Annotated in this window: 18 protein-coding genes, 1 tRNA gene and 1 riboswitch; of the genes, 4 read left to right on the plus strand and 15 right to left on the minus strand. The window is 64.7% G+C overall.

Features of this window, described 5'->3' with window-relative positions; translation table 11 throughout:
* Positions 1-48: 48 nt before the first annotated feature.
* A tRNA-Leu gene (locus RQH62_RS11470) sits at positions 49-135 on the minus strand.
* Positions 136-273: 138 nt separating this feature from the next.
* On the opposite strand from RQH62_RS11470, the gene RQH62_RS11475 reads away from it, so the two are divergent.
* A complete protein-coding gene (locus RQH62_RS11475; protein WP_311268891.1) occupies positions 274-762 on the plus strand; it encodes a hypothetical protein in 489 nt (162 codons plus the stop codon).
* 14 nt (positions 763-776) lie between these two features.
* On the opposite strand, the gene gltB is transcribed toward RQH62_RS11475, so the two are convergent.
* From gltB to RQH62_RS11500, 5 genes are all read right to left on the minus strand, one after another.
* Entirely contained in the window at positions 777-5,315 is a 4,539-nt protein-coding gene (gene gltB, locus RQH62_RS11480; protein WP_311268892.1) for a glutamate synthase large subunit, read from the minus strand.
* Positions 5,316-5,371: 56 nt separating this feature from the next.
* Complete coding sequence (locus RQH62_RS11485) at positions 5,372-6,823, minus strand: NAD(P)-dependent oxidoreductase (protein ID WP_311268893.1); 1,452 nt, start codon at positions 6,821-6,823, stop codon at positions 5,372-5,374.
* Between the two features lie 164 nt (positions 6,824-6,987).
* The gene (locus RQH62_RS11490) at positions 6,988-7,797 is read right to left on the minus strand and encodes an undecaprenyl-diphosphate phosphatase (protein WP_311268894.1); all 810 of its coding nucleotides are present in this window, start codon (positions 7,795-7,797) and stop codon (positions 6,988-6,990) included.
* A gap of 112 nt (positions 7,798-7,909) precedes the next feature.
* Complete coding sequence (locus RQH62_RS11495; protein ID WP_311268895.1) at positions 7,910-8,836, minus strand: complex I NDUFA9 subunit family protein; 927 nt, start codon at positions 8,834-8,836, stop codon at positions 7,910-7,912.
* A gap of 80 nt (positions 8,837-8,916) precedes the next feature.
* Positions 8,917-9,495 (minus strand): TMEM165/GDT1 family protein, encoded by a 579-nt coding sequence (locus RQH62_RS11500; protein ID WP_311268990.1) that lies wholly within the window; start codon positions 9,493-9,495, stop codon positions 8,917-8,919.
* 72 nt (positions 9,496-9,567) lie between these two features.
* Positions 9,568-9,705: riboswitch (yybP-ykoY riboswitch) on the minus strand.
* Positions 9,706-9,738: 33 nt separating this feature from the next.
* Here RQH62_RS11500 and RQH62_RS11505 point away from each other — a divergent pair.
* Entirely contained in the window at positions 9,739-10,155 is a 417-nt protein-coding gene (locus RQH62_RS11505) for a DUF1801 domain-containing protein (protein WP_311268896.1), read from the plus strand.
* Here the strand turns inward: RQH62_RS11505 and RQH62_RS11510 are convergent.
* The 6 genes from RQH62_RS11510 to RQH62_RS11535 all read right to left on the minus strand — a co-directional run bounded on the left by RQH62_RS11510 (position 10,152) and on the right by RQH62_RS11535 (position 14,538).
* Positions 10,152-10,550, minus strand: a complete 399-nt coding sequence (locus tag RQH62_RS11510) for a hypothetical protein (RefSeq protein ID WP_311268897.1) — start codon at positions 10,548-10,550, stop codon at positions 10,152-10,154. The two genes, RQH62_RS11505 and RQH62_RS11510, sit on opposite strands and share 4 nt — an antisense overlap.
* Positions 10,551-10,656: 106 nt before the next feature.
* Positions 10,657-11,190, minus strand: coding sequence for a hypothetical protein (locus RQH62_RS11515; RefSeq protein ID WP_311268898.1), 534 nt, complete (start codon positions 11,188-11,190; stop codon positions 10,657-10,659).
* Between the two features lie 13 nt (positions 11,191-11,203).
* The gene (locus RQH62_RS11520) at positions 11,204-11,758 is read right to left on the minus strand and encodes a demethoxyubiquinone hydroxylase family protein (RefSeq protein WP_311268899.1); all 555 of its coding nucleotides are present in this window, start codon (positions 11,756-11,758) and stop codon (positions 11,204-11,206) included.
* The gene (locus tag RQH62_RS11525) at positions 11,755-12,249 is read right to left on the minus strand and encodes a disulfide bond formation protein B (RefSeq protein WP_311268900.1); all 495 of its coding nucleotides are present in this window, start codon (positions 12,247-12,249) and stop codon (positions 11,755-11,757) included. Before RQH62_RS11525 ends, RQH62_RS11520 begins: the two co-directional genes overlap by 4 nt.
* An 85-nt stretch (positions 12,250-12,334) precedes the next feature.
* The gene (locus RQH62_RS11530; RefSeq protein ID WP_311268901.1) at positions 12,335-13,501 is read right to left on the minus strand and encodes a mechanosensitive ion channel domain-containing protein; all 1,167 of its coding nucleotides are present in this window, start codon (positions 13,499-13,501) and stop codon (positions 12,335-12,337) included.
* Between the two features lie 29 nt (positions 13,502-13,530).
* Entirely contained in the window at positions 13,531-14,538 is a 1,008-nt protein-coding gene (locus tag RQH62_RS11535) for a DNA topoisomerase IB (RefSeq protein WP_311268902.1), read from the minus strand.
* 95 nt (positions 14,539-14,633) lie between these two features.
* Between RQH62_RS11535 and RQH62_RS11540 the strand changes: the two genes are divergently transcribed.
* The gene (locus RQH62_RS11540; protein ID WP_311268903.1) at positions 14,634-15,188 is read left to right on the plus strand and encodes a type 1 glutamine amidotransferase domain-containing protein; all 555 of its coding nucleotides are present in this window, start codon (positions 14,634-14,636) and stop codon (positions 15,186-15,188) included.
* Here RQH62_RS11540 and RQH62_RS11545 read toward each other — a convergent pair.
* Genes RQH62_RS11545 through RQH62_RS11555 form a run of 3 tightly spaced genes read right to left on the minus strand, consistent with a single transcriptional unit; the run spans position 15,148 to position 17,358 of the window.
* Complete coding sequence (locus tag RQH62_RS11545) at positions 15,148-15,867, minus strand: hypothetical protein (RefSeq protein ID WP_311268904.1); 720 nt, start codon at positions 15,865-15,867, stop codon at positions 15,148-15,150. The genes RQH62_RS11540 and RQH62_RS11545 overlap by 41 nt on opposite strands.
* Positions 15,864-17,228, minus strand: coding sequence for a DUF5935 domain-containing protein (locus RQH62_RS11550; protein ID WP_311268905.1), 1,365 nt, complete (start codon positions 17,226-17,228; stop codon positions 15,864-15,866). Before RQH62_RS11550 ends, RQH62_RS11545 begins: the two co-directional genes overlap by 4 nt.
* A complete protein-coding gene (locus tag RQH62_RS11555; protein ID WP_311268906.1) occupies positions 17,221-17,358 on the minus strand; it encodes a hypothetical protein in 138 nt (45 codons plus the stop codon). Before RQH62_RS11555 ends, RQH62_RS11550 begins: the two co-directional genes overlap by 8 nt.
* A gap of 106 nt (positions 17,359-17,464) precedes the next feature.
* Between RQH62_RS11555 and RQH62_RS11560 the strand changes: the two genes are divergently transcribed.
* Positions 17,465-18,691: a TIGR04063 family PEP-CTERM/XrtA system glycosyltransferase gene (locus RQH62_RS11560; protein WP_311268907.1), complete on the plus strand. Its 1,227-nt coding sequence runs from the start codon at positions 17,465-17,467 to the stop codon at positions 18,689-18,691.
* Positions 18,692-18,708: the final 17 nt, after the last annotated feature.

Below are 18,708 nucleotides of genomic sequence, written 5' to 3' on the forward strand. Positions count from 1 at the left end.
GTATCGAGGGGGGCGTTATCTGCCGGGCCATTAGGCCCGGCGGAGTGATGGTGCGGTCAAGAAGACTCGAACTTCCACGGCCTTTCGGCCACAACGACCTCAACGTTGCGCGTCTACCAATTCCGCCATGACCGCACATCAAACAGGAAACCGGCGGGGCCGGTGACTTGGTAGGAGGCGGCCCTTAGCAAAGCGATTTGGGTCATGCAACAAGTGATCGTCATTTGCGTTGGGTTTGATTGGAGAAGATAAAGTGTTCGTGGGAGACGGCCTATGCTCTCGGCACATTTCTGGATGGGCACCGGCGTGACGCTGGGCGTGGCAGCGGTTTTAGGCTTTGGCCTTGGCAGCTATGTCACCAGTCCGCAGGCGCCTGCGCGCGCCGCAAGCGCGACGATCGATACCGCGATCGACGATGATGGCGTGGAGGAAGCGGGCTTTACGACGCAGAAAGGGCCGGGCGCCATTCACTGTACCGGATGCGGGCCGACTCTGGCTGAGCGTCGCTGGAAGGCGGACATGGCCGGGCTGGACTCGGTGGGCCCGATGGACACGAGCTATGAGGTGCCGTCGGACGATTATGCGATGGCGACCGTCGTGGAGCCGCCTGTGCCGGTTAACCCCCTGCCGCCGAAGATTACGCGATTCGTGTCGGGCGATACGCCGTCGCCGCCCGCGACGATGACGCGCCAAGGGCAGGAGGCCACTCCGCCGCCGCAGATAGTGTTACCCACGGAGACGGAGAGCATCCTGCCCCAATGATCAGGCGGCCCTGATTATTCGGCCGCGACCGTTTCCGCCGGTGTGTCGCTCAGCGGATGGGCGAGGCGGCCGAGCATTTCCTTCGGGCAGACCTGCCAGATGTACCGGCGCCAGCGATCCCAGTCGTCCAATATGGTGTTGGACCATTTGCTGTCGGTCGCGACCGCATGTTCGGCGATCAGCGCCTTGACCTGCGCTTCCCAATGCTTGCTGTCGAGGCGTTGCCATACGATGCCTTCCGGATTGGCCTGCGCCGGGAAGCTGCCATCCTCGTCCAGAATGAAGGCCATGCCGCCGGTCATGCCTGCGCCGAAATTGGCCCCGGTCTTGCCCAGAATGACCGCCGTGCCACCGGTCATATATTCGCAGCCGTTCGCGCCGCAGCCTTCGACCACGACCTGCGCGCCCGAATTGCGGACCGCAAAGCGCTCGCCGGCCTGACCCGCCGCGAACAGCTTGCCGCTGGTCGCGCCGTAGAGGACGGTGTTGCCAAGGATGGTGTTGTCCTTGGAAGAAAGCGGGCTGGACACGGTCGTGCGCACCTTGATGATGCCGCCCGAAAGCCCCTTGCCGACATAGTCGTTAGCGTCGCCGAACACTTCAAGGGTGATGCCCTTGCAGAGGAAGGCGCCCAGCGACTGGCCGGCCGACCCGCGCAGGCGCACGGTCAAATGCCCGTCGGCCAGCGTCGACATGCCGAACCGATCGGTTACGGCGGAGGAGAGGCGGGTGCCAACGGCGCGATGCGTGTTGCGCACCGTATAGGTCAGCTGCATCTTCTCGCCGCGCTCGAACACGGCCTTGGCGTCGCGCATCATTTGCGCGTCCAGGCTGTCGGGCACTTCATTGCGCCACTCGGTCAGGCTGAAGCGGCGCTGGTCGTCGGGCGCATCCACCTTGGCCAGGATCGGGTTGAGGTCGAGATCGTCCAGATGCTCGGCACCACGATTGACCTGCTTAAGCAGCTCGGTGCGGCCGATCACCTCGTCCAGGCTGCGGAAGCCCAGACGCGCCAGCACTTCGCGCACTTCCTCCGCGATGAAGGTCATCAGGTTGATGACCTTCTCCGGCGTGCCGGTGAATTTCTGGCGCAGCTTTTCATCCTGCACGCATACGCCCACCGGGCAGGTGTTGCTGTGGCACTGGCGGACCATGATGCAGCCCATGGCGACCAGCGATAGCGTGCCGATGCCATATTCCTCGGCGCCCAGGATTGCCGCGATCACGATGTCGCGCCCGGTCTTGAGGCCGCCGTCGGTGCGCAGCTTCACACGGTGGCGCAGGCCGTTGAGGGTCAGCACCTGATTGGCTTCCGACAGGCCCATTTCCCACGGGGTGCCGGCATATTTGATCGATGTTTGGGGCGAGGCGCCGGTGCCGCCGACATGGCCGGCGATCAGGATGACGTCCGCGTGGGCTTTTGCCACGCCCGCCGCGACGGTGCCGATGCCGGCCTGGCTGACCAGCTTCACGCACACGCGAGCGCGCGGGTTGATCATCTTGCAGTCGTAGATGAGCTGCGCCAGATCCTCGATCGAATAGATGTCGTGATGCGGCGGCGGCGAGATGAGCGTCACGCCCGGCGTCGAATGGCGCAGCTTGGCGATGAACTCGGTCACTTTGAAGCCGGGCAACTGCCCGCCCTCGCCGGGCTTGGCGCCCTGTGCGACCTTGATCTCGATTTCCTCGGCCGATGCCAGATATTCGGCATGGACGCCGAAGCGGCCCGACGCGATCTGCTTGATGACCGAGTTGGCGTTGTCGCCATTTTCATATGGCTTGAAGCGGTTCGCATCCTCGCCACCTTCGCCGGACACGGCCTTGGCGCCGATACGGTTCATCGCGATCGCCAGCGTCTCATGCGCTTCGGGGCTGAGCGCGCCCAGCGACATGCCCGGCGTCACGAAGCGTTTACGGATTTCGGTAGTGGCCTCGACCTCATCGATGGGCACGGCTTCGCGGGCGAAGTTGAACTCCATCAGGTCGCGCAGATAGACCGGCGGCAGGTCGCGGACCCCGCGCGAGAATTGCAGATAGGTGGAGTAGCTGTCGGTCGCCACCGCCGTCTGCAACAGGTGCATCAGCTGCGCCGAATAGGCATGGCTCTCACCACCCTGACGCTGGCGATAGAAGCCGCCGATCGGCAGGCGCACCGCCGCCGCGTCGAACGCCGCCTGATGCCGCATCATCGCGCTATAATGGAGCGAGGCATAGCCTTCGCCCGAAATCTTCGCCGGCATGCCGGGGAAGAGATCGTTGACCAGCGCGCGCGACAGCCCGACCGCTTCGAAATTATAGCCGCCGCGATAGGAGCTGATGACCGCGATGCCCATCTTGGACATGATCTTCAGCAGGCCTTCGTTGATCGCCGTGCGATAGCGCTCGATGCAGGCGTCCAGCGACAGGCCACCAAACAGGCCACGGCTGTGCCGGTCGGCGATGCTGGCTTCGGCGAGGTAGGCGTTCACGGTGGTCGCGCCGACGCCGATCAGCACCGCGAAATAATGGGTGTCGAGCGCTTCGCACGACCGCACGTTGATCGAGGCGTAGCTGCGCAGTCCCTTGCGGACCAGATGCGTGTGCACGGCGGCTGCCGCCAGCACGCCGGCAATGGCGGCGCGATCGGCGCTGACGGCTTCGTCGGTCAGGAAGATTTCGGTGCGACCTTCACGCACGGCCTGCTCGGCTTCCTCACGGATGCGGGCGATGGCGGCGCGCAGTTGCTCCTGCCCGCCAGACGCCGGGAAGGTGCAGTCGATTTCGGCCACGGCGGGGCCGAAATAGGCCTTCAGCCGCGACCATTCCCCGCTCGTCACCACCGGCGATTCCAGCACCAGCACATGGCTGTTCTGCGCGCCTTCCTCCAGGATATTGTGGAGGTTGGAGAAGCGCGTCTTGAGGCTCATGACGTGCCGTTCGCGCAGCGGGTCGATCGGCGGGTTCGTGACCTGGCTGAAATTCTGGCGGAAGAAATGGCTGATCGTGCGCGGCTTGTCGGAAATGACGGCCAGCGGCGTGTCGTCGCCCATCGACCCGATGGCTTCCTTCGCATCCTCGACCATGGGGGACAGGATCAGCTCCATATCCTCCAGCGTCAGGTTGGCGGCCACCTGGCGACGGGTCAGTTCCGCCTTGTCCCAGGCGGGCAGCGCGGTCGGCGCATCGGCCAGATCGGCGACGGTCAGAAAGTCCTTGATCAGGTCGCCATAGGGGCGCTCGCCGGCGATCTGGTCCTTGATCGCGCGGTCGTCGTAGATTTCGCCTTCCTGCAAATCGACGGCGATCATCTGGCCCGGACCCATGCGGCCCTTTTTGACGATGGTGGTTTCGGGCACGACGACCATGCCGGTTTCAGAACCCACGATCAGCAGATTGTCACCGGTCAGCGTGTAGCGCAGCGGGCGCAATGCGTTGCGATCGACGCCGGCCACGACCCAGCGGCCATCGGTCATCGCCAGCGCGGCGGGACCGTCCCACGGCTCCATCACGGAGGCGAGATATTCATACATGTCGGCATGGGCCTTGGGCAATTCGGCGCTGTCCGCCTGCCATGCTTCGGGCACCAGCATCAGCTTCGCGGTCGGGGCATCGCGACCCGAACGGCAGATCGCCTCGAACACGGCATCCAGCGCGGCGGTGTCCGACGCGCCGGCCGGGATCACCGGCTTGATGTCTTCCGACTGCTCGCCAAACGCCAGCGAAGCCATCTTGATCTCGTGGCTCTTCATCCAGTTCTTGTTGCCGCGGATCGTGTTGATCTCGCCATTATGCGCCAAGGTGCGGAAGGGCTGCGCCAGCCACCATTGCGGGAAGGTATTGGTCGAATAGCGCTGGTGGAAGATGGCGACGCGGCTTTCGAACCGCTCGTCCTGCAAGTCGGGGAAGAAGACCGACAGCGATTCCGCCAGGAACAGCCCCTTGTAGATGATCGAGCGGCAGGACAGCGAGCAGATATAGAAATCCTGAATCTGCGCGGCGATCACCTTCTTCTCGATCCGGCGACGGATGAGGTAGAGATCCTTTTCGAACTCGGCCTGATCGCGTTCTTCCGGCATCGGGCCGGCGATCATGATCTGCTCGATTTCGGGGCGGGTCGCCTGCGCCTTCTGGCCGATGACCGACACGTCCACCGGCACCTGACGCCAGCCATAGATGGTGTAGCCTGCCTCGATGATCTCGCTCTCGACGATGGTGCGGCAGGCTTCCTGCGCGCCGAGGTCGGTGCGCGGCAGGAAGATCATGCCGACGGCGAGGCGGTTGGGCAGCGGCTTGTGGCCCGAATCGGCGATGGCATCGTCGAAGAATCGGACCGGCAGGTCGACATGGATGCCCGCGCCGTCGCCGGTCTTGCCATCGGCATCGACCGCGCCACGGTGCCACACGGCTTTCAGCGCGTCGATCGCGCTGGCGACCACGCGGCGGCTCGGCCGGCCATCGGTTGCTGCGACAAGGCCCACGCCGCAGGCGTCGCCTTCCAGGTCGGGGTGATACATGCCCTCGGCAGCGATGCGTGCGCGCTCTTCCGGGCTGGCCATGAAATTGGTGTCGGTCATGATCGGGCCTTCCTTCCGATGATGATGGTGTTGAGGGGGCGGGATAGGGGCGGCTGTTACGCCGCGACCCTTTCGCCCGCCGCTGCCTTGGCCTTCGCCTTCAAATAGCGGTGCATATGGTCGGTGACGTCGCGACCGTCGCGGATCGCCCAGACGACGAGCGATGCGCCGCGCACGATGTCGCCGGCGGCGAACACGCCGTCCACGCTGGTCATCATCGTCTTGTGATCGACGCGCAGCGTGCCCCAGCGGGTGACCGACAGGTCGTCCGCGCCGAACAGCTTGGGCAGTTCTTCCGGATCATAGCCCAGCGCCTTGATGACGAGGTCCGCTTCAAGCGTATGTTCGCTGCCCGGATCGGGTTCGGGCGCGCGACGGCCGGATGCGTCGGGCTGACCCAAGCGCATCTTCGTTACCTTGACGCCGGTGACATGCTCCGTGCCTTCGAATGCGATCGGCGCGGTCAGCCAGACGAATTCGACGCCTTCTTCCTCGGCATTGGCGACTTCGCGCTGTGATCCGGGCATATTCTCCCGGTCGCGGCGATAGAGGCACTTCACCGACCTGGCGCCCTGCCGGATGGCGGTGCGGACGCAGTCCATCGCCGTGTCGCCGCCGCCGATGACGACGACATTCTTGCCCGTTGCCAGCAGCGTGCCATCCTCATGTTCCGGCACGGCGTCGCCAAAGCCGGCCTTGTTGGAGGCGGTGAGATAATCGAGCGCCTTGACCACGCCTGCGGCGCCGACGCCCGGCGCCTTGATGTCGCGCGGCTTGTAGACGCCCGTCGCGATCATGATCGCATCATGCTTCTGGCGCAGTTGCTCCAGCGTCGCGTCGCGGCCGACCTCGAAACTTTCGTGGAAGACGATGCCGCCGTCCTTCAGGCGCTGGATGCGGCGCATGACCACATCCTTCTCCAACTTGAAGCCGGGGATGCCATAGGTCAGCAGGCCGCCGGCGCGGTCGTGCCGGTCGTAGACATGCACCTCATAACCGGCCACGCGCAGATATTCCGCCGTAGTCAGGCCGGCAGGCCCCGCGCCGATGACGCCGACCGACTGGCCGCGCGGCTGGCCGGGGACGAGCGCTTCGACCCAGCCTTCCTTCCAGGCGGTGTCGGTGATGTACTTCTCGACGCTGCCGATGGTGACGGCACCATGGCCGGAAAATTCGATGACGCAATTGCCTTCGCACAAGCGATCCTGCGGGCAGATGCGGCCGCAGATTTCCGGCATGGTGCTGGTCAGGTTCGACAGCTCATAGGCTTCGCGCAGACGCCCTTCGGCGGTCAGGCGCAGCCAGTCCGGGATATGATTGTGCAACGGGCAATGGGTCGAGCAATAGGGTACGCCGCATTGCGAGCAGCGCGACGCCTGTTCCTCTGCCTTGTCCAGAATGAAGGACTTGCTGATTTCCAGAAAATCATCGGCACGATCGTCCGCCGCGCGTTTTTCCGGGTAGGATTGCGCCTTGCCCACGAATTTCAGCATCGGATTGTCGGCCATACCCTTGTCCCTACTATGTTGCTGAAGTGCGCATAGCAGGAAAACCGACGGAGTCACGCCGATTTTGACAGTTAAGTCAGTATGGCTTACCTAATAAATGGCCATTTCAGCCTTTATTGAGAATTGATCGCAAATATCGCAGGGTATTTGCGACCGATCCGGACCTATCGTGCTGCGAGCCAGATGAGAGCCGCCGCGCCAGCGATGATTCGGTACCAGGCGAAGGGGGCGAAACCATGTTTCGACACCAGCCCGACAAACCATTTGATGACCAGCAGGGCCACGATGAAAGAGACGACGAAACCCAGCGCGATGCTGTCCCAGCCCACGGCGGCGCTGGTGATCTGGTCGCCCTTTTTGAGCAGTTCCAGCGTAGTCGCGCCCAGCATGGTCGGGATGGCGAGGAAGAAGCTGAACTCGGCGGCGGTGCGTCGCTCCACGCCCAGCGTCAGCGCGCCCATGATCGTCGCGCCCGACCGGCTGACGCCGGGGATCATCGCGATGCACTGGATGAGGCCAATGCCGAGGACGCGGACGGCCGGTATGTCGGCAATGCCGTGGAAGCGCTGTTCCTTTACTGCCCGTTCGATCAGCAGGATCGCGATGCCACCAACGATCAGCGCTGTTGCCACGACTTTGGGCGCCCCCAGCAGCATCTCGACATAGTCGTGCACGGCGAGGCCGATGACAGCGGCGGGGATGAAGGCGATGATCAGGTTGCGCAAGAAGCGCCAACTCACCGGCTCGCGCCGCAGCAGGCCCATGCCCACCGCCCAGAAGGTGCGCCAGTAGAGCACTACAACCGCCAGGATCGCGCCCAGCTGGATGACGACGTTGAACATCGCCCAGGTGGAGCTGTCATAGCCCAGCAATTCGCTCGCCAGGATCAGATGGCCGGTCGAGGAGACGGGCAGAAATTCGGTCAGCCCTTCGACGATTCCCAGCAGAATGACGGTCAGATAATGGAGGTCCATGGCAAAGCCCTATGTGCTTGGCATAAAAAATCCTCCCCGCCCAACTGTCTGGCTGCGGGGAGGAGCATTGTTGGCGAGGCTATCAAAACGATTGCCCCGCCTCCTTCTATGATCAGGCGCTGACCCGGCCGGCGAAGCGGCCATGGCGGCGATAGCGGATCATCCACTTGCCCGCGACCGCGCCCAGCGGCGTTGCGTCGACGCCCAGCGCGGCCAGCCCTTCGCTATCCGGAGCGGCGACATTGTCGCGGCCGAGCATGGCGAGCTGATCGCGGGTGATCGGTCCGCCGGGCAGCAGCGCCAGCAACGACGCGAAGCCATTGGGGACGTCCACCAGCGGCTTGTCACGGCCGATTGCCTTGGCGATCCAGGCGTTGATCTCCTTCATGCTCATCACCTGCGGGCCGGCGACCTCGAAGGTCTTGCCGCCGAAGACGCCTGGCTGCTCGGCCGCGTTTGCGATCGCCTGTGCGACGTCGGCGACATAGACGGGCTGAAATTTCGTGGCGCCACCGATCACCGGGATGACCGGCGCGGAGCCGATGATCTGGGCGAAACGGTTGAGGAACTGGTCTTCCGCACCGAAGATGATCGACGGACGGATGATGGTCGCGGTCGGGAAGGCGGCCTTTACCGCGTCCTCGCCCGCCGCCTTCGACCGGCCATAGGCGCTGGGACTGTTCGCATCCGCGCCGATGGCGGAGATATGGACCAGCGCCCTGACGCCCGCCGCCGCGGCAGCCTGCGCCACATTGGCCGCGCCGTCACGATGGAAGGCGTCGAAATCGCCGGACAGGATGCCGACCAGGTTGATGACGATGTCGCTGCCCTGGATGGCGCGCTCTACCGTCACTGGCTTGCGGATGTCGGCCGCGACGAACTGGGACTGGCCCAGATTGCCGAGCGCCTTCACCTTGACCGCGCTGGCCAGGTCGCGCTGTGCGATCCGTACGCGCGCGCCCCGCGCCATCAGCGCCTGCGCGACCTGCCGGCCCAGAAAGCCGCCGCCGCCGAAGATCGTTACCAGACTGTCCTTCATCACGCGCGTCCCATGTCCATGTTTAGGGGAATGACTCTGTCATTCCCCTTGCAACAGCCACCGCGCGCTGACAACTGACTTTAACCCAGCCAGCCCTGCAAATCGGCCAGCATCCACAGGCCCAGACCCAGGAACAGCAGTGCCGCGCCGATCTGAAGTGCGCGCATCGGCACCTTCTTAGCCAGTGCCTCACCGAACAGGACGGCTGGCACATTGGCGACCATCATGCCCAGCGTCGTGCCCATGGTGACGGCGATCAGATTGTCGAATCGGGCGCCGAGCGCCACGGTGGCGACCTGCGTCTTGTCGCCCATCTCGACCAGAAAGAAAGCGACCAGCGTGGTCACGAACACGCCGGCCTTCGACGGGGCTTTCAGTGGCGCGTCCTCGTCGATCTTGTCAGGCACCAGCGTCCAGGCGGCCATGGCGATGAACGAGGCAGCGACGGCATAGCGGAACCAGGGTTGGGTCAGCACACCGGCGATCGAATGGCCGACCAGCGCGGCGAGGAAATGATTGGCCACCGTAGCGGCGAAAATACCCAGGATGATCGGCACCGGCTTCCTGAAGCGGGTGGCGAGCAGCATGGCGAGCAATTGCGTCTTGTCGCCCATTTCGGCGAGCGCGACCAGCGCGGCAGAGGTGAAGAGAGCTTCCATCATCATGTTTCCGGGCCGGGCGTAGGTTAAGCAGACACAATGCCACCGTCGCTTTCCGCCCGGCCGGACAGAAAAGCGTCGATGCCATTGGTCTCGCCCGATGCGGATACGACCCGCTTCCCATACGCCATGGCCTCTCGACCAAATATGTTGACGCATGGCCCGTTCGCATGACGCGGAACGGCTGGCTACTCCCCAGATGACGCGCTAGCCTCTAGTCCAAACGGGCGGGGAGGGCAAGCCATGGCGGAGCCGAACAAGACGATCGAGAGCGACGCGGCGGTCGAGGATTTTCTCATCCGGGTGGAGCCGCCCGAGCGGCAGGCGGACGGACGCATCGTCGCGGCGCTGATGACGCGTCTGTCGGGCGAGCCACCGCATATGTGGGGGGCGAGCATCATCGGCTTTGGCCGCTACCATTATCGCTATGACAGCGGGCGCGAGGGGGACATGTGCCGGATCGGCTTCTCCCCGCGCAAGGCGGAACAGGTCTTCTACCTTGCCGGGCTGGACGAGGCGGACTCCGCGCCGCTCGGCAAGTACAGGCGCGGCAAGGGCTGCCTCTATATCAAGCGCCTGTCGCAGATCGACATGGCGGTGCTGGAGCGGCTGATCGTCCAGAGCCTTACCCATATGGATGGGCTATATCCGAGGGATTAAGGCTCGCCCGCGCTTTCCTGCATGCGCCGTTCGGCGAACCATTGTTGCAGCATCTGCGCGGTGCAGCCGGTGAAGCCGTTGCTGCCGATTGCGTTGCAGCTGTTAGGCAGCGTCTGGCGCTGCACCTGTTCCATCGTCGCCACCTGGCTGCCCCAGCCGGGGCCGCCAGCGACCGCAGGCTTTTCGCGCAGCTTCTTGGGGATGCGATAGCGTTCCGATTCGGGCTTGCGCGCGCATACGACGATCTCGTCGCCCTTGCTCTGCGGGCAGGGGTCGTCGCCATAGACCAGCAGGTTGATGATGCGTTCGGGCGGCGGTTCCGCCTGCGCGGCGGCCGCGCTCGGAAGCAACGGCACCAGCAGCAGGCCGATCAGGGGGAGGACGGGGTGACGCATCGCAAAAATCCTTAATGTCCCCGTTGCCTTTGGCCTGTTCCATGCCGGGCCTGCCCATGACCCGGCGGTTCATGCTTGGGACGCCGCCAGCACCCCCAAACCGTCCTTATTGCGGCGGCGCCGGTTCGGCCTTGGACTGCTGCGCTGCCTTTTCCTCAGCCTTCACCCGCGCCTCGATCGCTTCGCTGTCCGAATCGATGGTCGACAGGCGCTTGGCGCGCTCGGCGGCGACCAGATCCTTCCAGCTGGCATTGTCCAGCGCTTGCCGCTCGGCCTTGGCCAGACGCGAGAGCTGCGCGAAACAGCCAGTCGCGCCGCCGCTGCCCACCGGCGAGCAGCTTTCGGTGCCGGACCGGCCGACATATTCCATCGATCGGACGCGCTCGCCCCAGGCTTGCTTGCTGGGCATGTTGGGATCGCCACGCAGCGGTTCGGGGATGCGATAGCGTTCCTCCTCGCCCTTGCGCGCGCACACGACGATGTCGTCCCCGGCGCTCTCCGGGCAGGCATCGTCCCCATAGACGATGACGATGTTCACCTTCTCAGTATCGGTCGTTGCGGGGCCGGCGGCGGGCTGGGCCAGCGCGGGGACGGACGCGCCCAGCATCAGCAACGCTGCGATCATCGGGGTCTTCATCATCAATCCGTCCTTTTCAGATGCGCTTCGACAGCGCGATGGCGGCCCGGCATCCCAAACGGATGGCGCCCGACAAGAGGGGGTAGGCGGGGGCCTGTTCGGCGCCATGGGCGATGGCGGCCTCGCGATGCTCGACCTCCTCCGCCTGAAAATCCGCGATGGCGGTGGAGAGTTCCGGGTCTTCTTCGCCCAGAGCCTCCAGTTGGTCCGCATAATGTTTGTCGATTTCCGTCTCGACCGCAGCGGTGCAGGCCATCGCCGCCTTCGGCCCCATCGCGGCGGTGACTGCGCCCAGCGCGAAGCCGGCGACATGCCAGAAGGGAGAGAGGATGGTCGGTCGCACGCCGCGCCGCGCGATCATCGCATCGAAGGCGGCGCGATGCCGCTCCTCCTGCGCTGCCATGCCGGCGATCAGCCGGCCATAGGGATGGCGATCGCCCATCACCGCCAGCTGGCCGCGATAGATACGCACCGCGCCGAATTCACCTGCCTGATCGACCCGCACCATGGAGGCGCGATCGGCATCGCTCAGCCGCTTGCCCGGCCGGGGGAAATCCTTTGCAGCGCTCATGCCTTCCTCGCTTTCAGCAGCAGGGCCAAGATGGCGAGTGCGGCGGCGCTGGACAAGAGGCCGTTATAGCCCGCCATCGAAATGCCGGCCATCTTCCACGCGGCGACGTCGCAGCGGGTGATGGGGCTGGCCATGATCTGATTGAGCATGTCCGCCGCGCTGCCGCCGGCGGGCGAGGTGGAGCAGGTGGTCAGCCCTTCCCACCAGCCATATTCGACGCCGGCATGGAACAGGCCGATGAGGCCGCTGACGCCGACCGCGATGCCGGCAAAGCCCGCGAACAGCCCGCTGATGCAGGCCCGGCCGCGCGCGGCATAGGCGACCAGCGCCAACGGAATGGCGGCAAAATGGGCGTAACGCTGCCACCAGCACATTTCGCACGGATGAAGGCCGCCCAGATATTGGAAGGCATAGGCGCCGGCCAGCATGACGAGCGGCGCGAGCAGCGCCAGTGCGCGGGCCTTGGCAAGGGAGGGAGACAGGCTGTTCATATCAGCCGCTTAAACCCTCAACATCCTTTCGTCATGCTGAACTTCATCGGCCGGACAGACAGGAAGGGGTGTCGGCGTTTCGCTCTTATCCAGCCTCCCCAACCGGCCGGACCGGCTGGACGTCGGGATAGGGCATGATCGCCTTCCCATCCGGGCCGGCGGTGATGCTGGTCTGGGTCGGATAGGCAAACTCGATCCCCTCGGCATTGAAGCGTTTCCAGATGGCGAGGCCGATGCGGTGGCGCATCTGGAAATAATCATGATGGTCGGGGTCGGGCACGTCGAAATTCAGCTGATAGTCGAGGCTGCTGGCACCGAAGGCAACGATGCCGCAATTGACGAAGGCCAGCCCTTCACTCTCGATAATCTCCCGCAGCATGGCGGGGATCGCCTCCGCCTTCGCCTCGTCCGTCTGATAAATGATGCCGATGGCGTATGTGACGCGGCGCTGGCTAAGGGTCTGGAGGCTGGTGATTTCCTTTTGCAGCAGTTGTGAATTGCCGATCACCTTCTTCTCGCCGCTGGTCGCGCGCAGGCGGGTGCTTTTCAGGCCGATCTTCTCCACCCGCGCGGTCGTCTGGTCATAGGTGATGATCTCGCCCCGGCGGAACGGCTTGTCGAAGATGATCGATAGCGCGGCGAACAGGTCGGAGAAAATGCCCTGCGCGGCAAGGCCGATGGCGATGCCGCCGATGCCCAGACCCGCGACCAGGCCGGTGACGTTGACGCCCAGATTGTCCAGCACCACGATCGCCGCGATCGCGAACAGGGCCACGCTGACCAAAATGCGGATAAGGCCCATGGCGTTGGCCAGCGTCTCGCCCCCGCCATCTTCGGCCAGCGTCTTGCGCTCGATGAGGCCCAGGATGATTTCCCGCGCCCAGAGCGCGGCCTGCAACACGGCCGCGATAGTGAAGAGGAAGGTGACGGTTTTCGCCAGCGAGGGTGGCGCGTCGGCATAGCCCACCACCAGCTTGGCAGCGACCAGGATCATGAAATAATGGGTGGTGCGGGCCGCCGCACGGCCCAGCACATTGGCATAGCCCAGCGGGTCGCCGATGCCGCCCTTGTGCCGCTTGCCCAGTTCGCGCAGCGCCGCCAGCGCCAGATAGATGAGGGTGGCGGCGCCGACCGCGATCAGGATCTGGACATAATGCAACTGGAACCAGGCGATCATGCTATGTCCCAACTCCCGCAAATTGGGCGCATGCATGCTGAGGTCGGGAAGAGAAGTGTCGGTCTTGTCGGCCATGCCTGTCCTGTCTGGTCGAAAATCTTGTCTCAGGCCGCCGCAGCCAGCGGGGCGCAATCGGCTATCGCGTCGAGGAAGGCGATCAGGCCGCGTTCCTCGCGGGAAAGATAGCGGGTTCGGCGCGGCAGGCGAAGCCCCGCGCGCCATTCATCCTGCCCATCGCGGCAAAGCGCGATCAGCGCGGGGTGGATGTAGCTTTTGCGGCTGATCGCGGGCGTGTTGCCCAGCGCCTGCGCCACCGGCTCCAGCATCTGCTTCAGGGACACATGACCGGCCGCCAGCGTCTCGAACGCGATGGTGGAGGCGCCCCATGTCCGGAAATGCTTGGCGGTGAATGGGGCGCCCATGGCATCGGCGATATAGGCGTTGACGTCGCTGGAATTGATCGGCCGCGCGTCCCCATCCTCGTCCAAATATTGGAACAGATGCTGGCCGGGCAGATCCTGTACCTGCCGCACGAAACGCAGCAGGCGGGTGTCGGTGACGGTCAGTTGCTGCTGCTTGCCCGACTTTGCGCGATAGCGGAGCGTCAGCGTCTTGCCGCTGAGGTCGACGTGGCGGCGGCGCAGCGTGGTGGCGCCGAAACTCTTGTTGGTCGTGGCATAATGTTCGTTGCCCACACGCAGCTTGGCCAGATCCAGCAGGCGGACGACGGCGGCCAGAGTGCGGTCCTTGCGCAGGCCGCGCTTCGAAAGGTCGGCTTCCAGCCGCTCGCGCAATTTCGGCAGGGCACGGCCGAAATCCGGGCAACCGGCATATTTCTCCGCCTCCCGCGCGGCGCGGAAGTCGGGGTGATAGCGATATTGCTTCCGGCCCCGATCGTCATGGCCGGTTGCCTGAATATGACCATAGGGCGAGGGGCAGAACCAGCAGTCGTGATAGGCGGGCGGCAGGGCAATGCGGTTCAGCCGGTCGATCTCGTCGCGGTCAGTGATGCGGCTGCCATAGGCATCATAATAGCCCCAGCCATGTTTCAACGCGCGGCGGCTGATGCCGGGGCAGTCATGATCGCTGTGGATGAGCGGGGCGTCGGGCATTTGCAGCAGAAAACCCGCGGTTCGTCGCTTCGTTCCGCAACCGGTGGCGGAGGCGGGCAGTTGAAGAGCCTTCCCGCATCATCAAGGAGAGACATATGCCCGCCATCGAGGAAAGCCGCATCCTGATCATCGCAACCGACGGGTTCGAACAGTCGGAACTGTTCGAACCGCGCCAGGCGTTGCTCGACGCCGGAGCGGAGGTCGTACTGGCCGCGCCCGATATAAAGCCGATCCAGGGCATGAAACATGACGAGAAGGGCGACACGATTACGCCGGAAATCACGCTGGATGCGATAAAGATCGCCGAATATGACGGGTTGATCCTGCCCGGTGGCGTCGCCAATCCCGATACGCTGCGCACCCATGAAAAGGCCGTGGCGATCGTGCGGGCCTTCGTGGAATCGGGGAAGCCGGTAGCGGCGATCTGCCATGGGCCATGGCTGCTGGTGGAGGCGGACGTCGTTCGCGGCAAGACCGTGACCGGCTGGCCATCGGTACGTACCGACCTGACCAATGCCGGTGCGCAGGTGGTCGATCGGGAAGTCGTTATCGACGGGAATATCATCACCAGCCGTAAGCCGGACGATATTCCCGCCTTTGTCGATGCCTTCAGGGCAGCGGTGACCGCAGCGCAGCCGGTCGAAGCCTGACCGACAGCCTGCCCGGCACGGCGCTGAGTCGCCATGGCATGACCGGGCGGCGCAGCACCGACAGATGGGCCAGTACCCAGGCGGCGCAGACGGTGAATGTCGGGGCGGCGAAGGCGAGGGCGCCGGGGAACAACAGGGGCGCGGTGACAGCAGCCGCGCCGCCACCCAGTGCTAGCGCCAGCGCGCGTGGTTCGCCATCCGGGCCACGCAGCCAGACCATGCAGGCGGCGACGCCGGTAAGGAAGCTGAGCGTGAGGTGCAGGGCAGGCGGGCCCATCGCCCCGGTCGCCGCAATCAGCAGCACCAGCGCGCCCGCGACATGGGGCAGGCTACGCCGGCCGATCAGCAGGGTGGCCAGCGGATAGGCGAGCAGTTCGCAGGCAAAGGCAGCGATGAGGATCGCGCCTGCCAGCCCCATATCCCCGGCGATCAGTGCGACCACGGCCGCCGCGCCCCAGCGCAGCAGGCGCGATGGCGCCATGATGATATGGCTGACCCATTCCTTCGCCCCCATGCGCAGGGTGAAGCGGCGATCCATCAGCCGCAACTGGAAGCCGCCGACCAGCAGCAGCGCGTCGATGCCCCAGGGCAACAGGCCCGGCGCCACAAGCGGACAGGCCAGCGCCAGTCCCAGCAGCAGGCCATGGGCTACGCCCAATGCGCGCAATTCGCCGTTCATGCCGGAACTCCGTGCCGCGCGGCGAGGGCGGCGTCCAGGTCGCGCTTGGCCGCATCCTTGCGCAGCCGGGTCAGATAAGTGTCCAGCCCGATCTGGAGCGCGAGCATCATGAAGATGAAGGGTTGGTAGGCGATACCCACGAAAAGCGATCCGATCATGTAGACGACATGGCCCTGTTGCAGGGCCGAAGCGAAGGGGGAGATCCAGGCTTCATCCGGCCCGTCGCGTTTGCGATAGATACGACGGATCGTCTCCGTCCGAATGAAGCAGATGCCGTGGATCAGCGCCCAGATGAAGAAGCCGAAATAGCCCTGTTCGCCCAGCATCTCGAAATAGGCGCTGTGATAGGCGCGGCCGCGATCGGTGACGGTGCGGCGTTCGATTCGCGCGCCGCCGCTGTCGACGACGGTGCTCTGGGCGAAATAGGTGAAGCTGTTCTGGAGATAATTGTCGAAGCCGCCGCCGCCCGGATGCGTCTTCACATAGTCGAGCGTCCACATCCACACCGCGACGCGGGTGGCGGCGCTTTCGTCGCCCTGGTGATTCTCGATCGTTTCCATCCGCTGCGTGAAGCTGGCGGGGAGGAAAGGAATGGCGGCCAGTCCGGCGATGGCCAGCAGCGGGCCGTAGATGAACTTCTTCTTCGACCGCACCAGCATCATGCCGAACAGGATGACGAGGCAGACGAGGCCGGTACGCGCCTCCGTCCCGATCGGCATCAACATGCAGGCAAGGCACAGGGCATAGCAGAAGGTCTTCACGCGCCAGTCGGGCGGGAAGATGGTGCCATGGTTGGACAGCCAGAGGATGAGCGGCATCAGCGATATGGCGACGCAGCTGATGATGCTGCCTTCATACAGGCCACTGTTATTTTCGACCATCAGATTGAGCACGCCATAGCCGCCGCCCGACAGGGCCGTCTTCATGCCGCCATTGATGATGATGGTGCTGGCGCAGAGAATCATGAAGACGGTGAGCGCCTCGATCCGCAGGCGCGTGCGCAGGACCAGCGGCAGGAAGATGCCGGCGATGATCGCCTTCCACACCCAGTTCCATTTGGTCAGCGCCTCGACCGGGAAGTCGGCGGTCATGGTGGTGTAGCCGCAATAGGCCACCAATATGAGCATCAGCACTTGCCGGAAGGAGAATCGGCAATCCTTCTTGTCGTCCATCGCCAGCCATGCGCCGACCATGGCAGCAAAGGCCATGGCGGAAATGGGAATGGTGTTGAGCAGGAAATAGGACAGCCGCTGGGGCGAAACGATGTCGATATAGGCATAGACCGCGACCAGCAGGAACGGTCGGCGCAGGCCCATCAGGCCGAAGATACCGAGGAAGGCGATGAAGAAAAGGTCACGCATCGGCATGCGGCTCCGACGCGGAAGGCTGCGTTGGCGGCGGATCACGATCCAGATCGGCGCGCGGCAACAGCCGCCAGGCGGCGAGCAGGATCACGCCATGGCTGATCAGCAGCGACAGGGCGTCGATCATCGCGCGTCCATCATGGGGGCTGGGGTGATTCCGTTCGACACGGTCCCTCCACTAACCAGACAGAGTTGACGGGCCGTTAAACCTTTTTCGGCAAACAGATCAGGCTATGACTCGCATACTCCATGTCCTGGACCACAGTCTGCCGCTCCACAGCGGCTACACCTTTCGCACCCGTGCGATCCTGCGGGCGCAGATGGCGCGTGGCTGGGACGTGCGCGGTATTACCGGGCACCGCCATGTCGCGGACGGTCCATCGGAAGAAGTGGTGGACGGCCTGACCTTCCATCGCACGCCCGGCACGGCAGCCAGCGGCAATCCGCTGATTCGCGAATGGCGCGACATCGCGGCCCATGCCGATGCGATCGATGCGCTGGTGCGCCAGTGGCGGCCGGATGTCATTCACGCCCATTCGCCGGTGCTGAACGCGATCGCGGCGCAGCGCGTGGCCAAGCGCCATGGCCTGCCGATGATCTACGAAATCCGCGCTTTCTGGGAAGATGCAGCGGTCGGCAACGGCACCGGCGTGGAGGGCAGCCCGCGTTACTGGCTGACCCGCCAGCTGGAAAGCCATGCGGTGCGCGCCGCCGATGCCGTCGCGGTGATCTGTGAAGGGCTGCGCGGCGACCTGATCGCGCGCGGCGTGGACGCGGGCAAGATCGTCGTGTCGCCCAATGGCGTCGACATGGACCAGTTCGGCGCACCGGTCGATCGCGACCCGGCGCTGACCGCGAAGCTGGGGCTGGAGGGGGCGGACGTCGTCGGCTTCATCGGCAGCTTCTATGATTATGAAGGGCTGGACGACCTGATCGCCGCCATGCCGCGACTCGTGCGCGCCCGGCCGAAGGCGAAGCTGCTGCTGGTCGGTGGCGGGCCGATGGAACAGGCGCTGCGGGATCAGGCGATGGCGTCGCCCTTTGCCGATCATATCGTCTTTGTCGGCCGGGTGCCGCACGATCAGGTCGAACATTATTATGCGCAGGTCGACGTGCTGGCTTATCCGCGCAAGGCGATGCGCCTGACCGATCTCGTCACCCCACTGAAACCGCTGGAGGCAATGGCGCAGGGCCGGCTGGTCGCAGCGTCCAGCGTGGGCGGGCATCGCGAACTGATCGAAGATGGCGTGACCGGCACTTTGTTTGCGCCGGACGATCCGGCCGCGATCGCCACGGCATTGGCCAATCTGTTCGCCGACCGGGGGATCTGGGACGAGCGCCGCGCCGTCGCCCGCGCCTTTGTGGAGCGCGAGCGTAACTGGTCGTCAAACATTTTGCGTTACGAGCCTGTTTACCAGCGGCTGCTGGCGCGCCCGACCGGCGCGCGGGCCGCCGCATGAGCAGGGCCTGAGCAGGG

The sequence above is a fragment of the Sphingobium sp. WCS2017Hpa-17 genome (genome assembly GCF_031843765.1).
Lineage (GTDB): Bacteria > Pseudomonadota > Alphaproteobacteria > Sphingomonadales > Sphingomonadaceae > Sphingobium.

Bases quoted from the DNA above. Each gene is read 5' to 3' on its own strand.
- RQH62_RS11475 (WP_311268891.1), top strand. From the start codon at position 274: ATGCTCTCGGCACATTTCTGGATGGGCACCGGCGTGACGCTGGGCGTG.
- gltB (WP_311268892.1), bottom strand. From the start codon at position 5,315: ATGACCGACACCAATTTCATGGCCAGCCCGGAAGAGCGCGCACGCATC.
- RQH62_RS11485 (WP_311268893.1), bottom strand. From the start codon at position 6,823: ATGGCCGACAATCCGATGCTGAAATTCGTGGGCAAGGCGCAATCCTAC.
- RQH62_RS11490 (WP_311268894.1), bottom strand. From the start codon at position 7,797: ATGGACCTCCATTATCTGACCGTCATTCTGCTGGGAATCGTCGAAGGG.
- RQH62_RS11495 (WP_311268895.1), bottom strand. From the start codon at position 8,836: ATGAAGGACAGTCTGGTAACGATCTTCGGCGGCGGCGGCTTTCTGGGC.
- RQH62_RS11500 (WP_311268990.1), bottom strand. From the start codon at position 9,495: ATGGAAGCTCTCTTCACCTCTGCCGCGCTGGTCGCGCTCGCCGAAATG.
- RQH62_RS11505 (WP_311268896.1), top strand. From the start codon at position 9,739: ATGGCGGAGCCGAACAAGACGATCGAGAGCGACGCGGCGGTCGAGGAT.
- RQH62_RS11510 (WP_311268897.1), bottom strand. From the start codon at position 10,550: ATGCGTCACCCCGTCCTCCCCCTGATCGGCCTGCTGCTGGTGCCGTTG.
- RQH62_RS11515 (WP_311268898.1), bottom strand. From the start codon at position 11,190: ATGATGAAGACCCCGATGATCGCAGCGTTGCTGATGCTGGGCGCGTCC.
- RQH62_RS11520 (WP_311268899.1), bottom strand. From the start codon at position 11,758: ATGAGCGCTGCAAAGGATTTCCCCCGGCCGGGCAAGCGGCTGAGCGAT.
- RQH62_RS11525 (WP_311268900.1), bottom strand. From the start codon at position 12,249: ATGAACAGCCTGTCTCCCTCCCTTGCCAAGGCCCGCGCACTGGCGCTG.
- RQH62_RS11530 (WP_311268901.1), bottom strand. From the start codon at position 13,501: ATGGCCGACAAGACCGACACTTCTCTTCCCGACCTCAGCATGCATGCG.
- RQH62_RS11535 (WP_311268902.1), bottom strand. From the start codon at position 14,538: ATGCCCGACGCCCCGCTCATCCACAGCGATCATGACTGCCCCGGCATC.
- RQH62_RS11540 (WP_311268903.1), top strand. From the start codon at position 14,634: ATGCCCGCCATCGAGGAAAGCCGCATCCTGATCATCGCAACCGACGGG.
- RQH62_RS11545 (WP_311268904.1), bottom strand. From the start codon at position 15,867: ATGAACGGCGAATTGCGCGCATTGGGCGTAGCCCATGGCCTGCTGCTG.
- RQH62_RS11550 (WP_311268905.1), bottom strand. From the start codon at position 17,228: ATGCGTGACCTTTTCTTCATCGCCTTCCTCGGTATCTTCGGCCTGATG.
- RQH62_RS11555 (WP_311268906.1), bottom strand. From the start codon at position 17,358: ATGATCGACGCCCTGTCGCTGCTGATCAGCCATGGCGTGATCCTGCTC.
- RQH62_RS11560 (WP_311268907.1), top strand. From the start codon at position 17,465: ATGACTCGCATACTCCATGTCCTGGACCACAGTCTGCCGCTCCACAGC.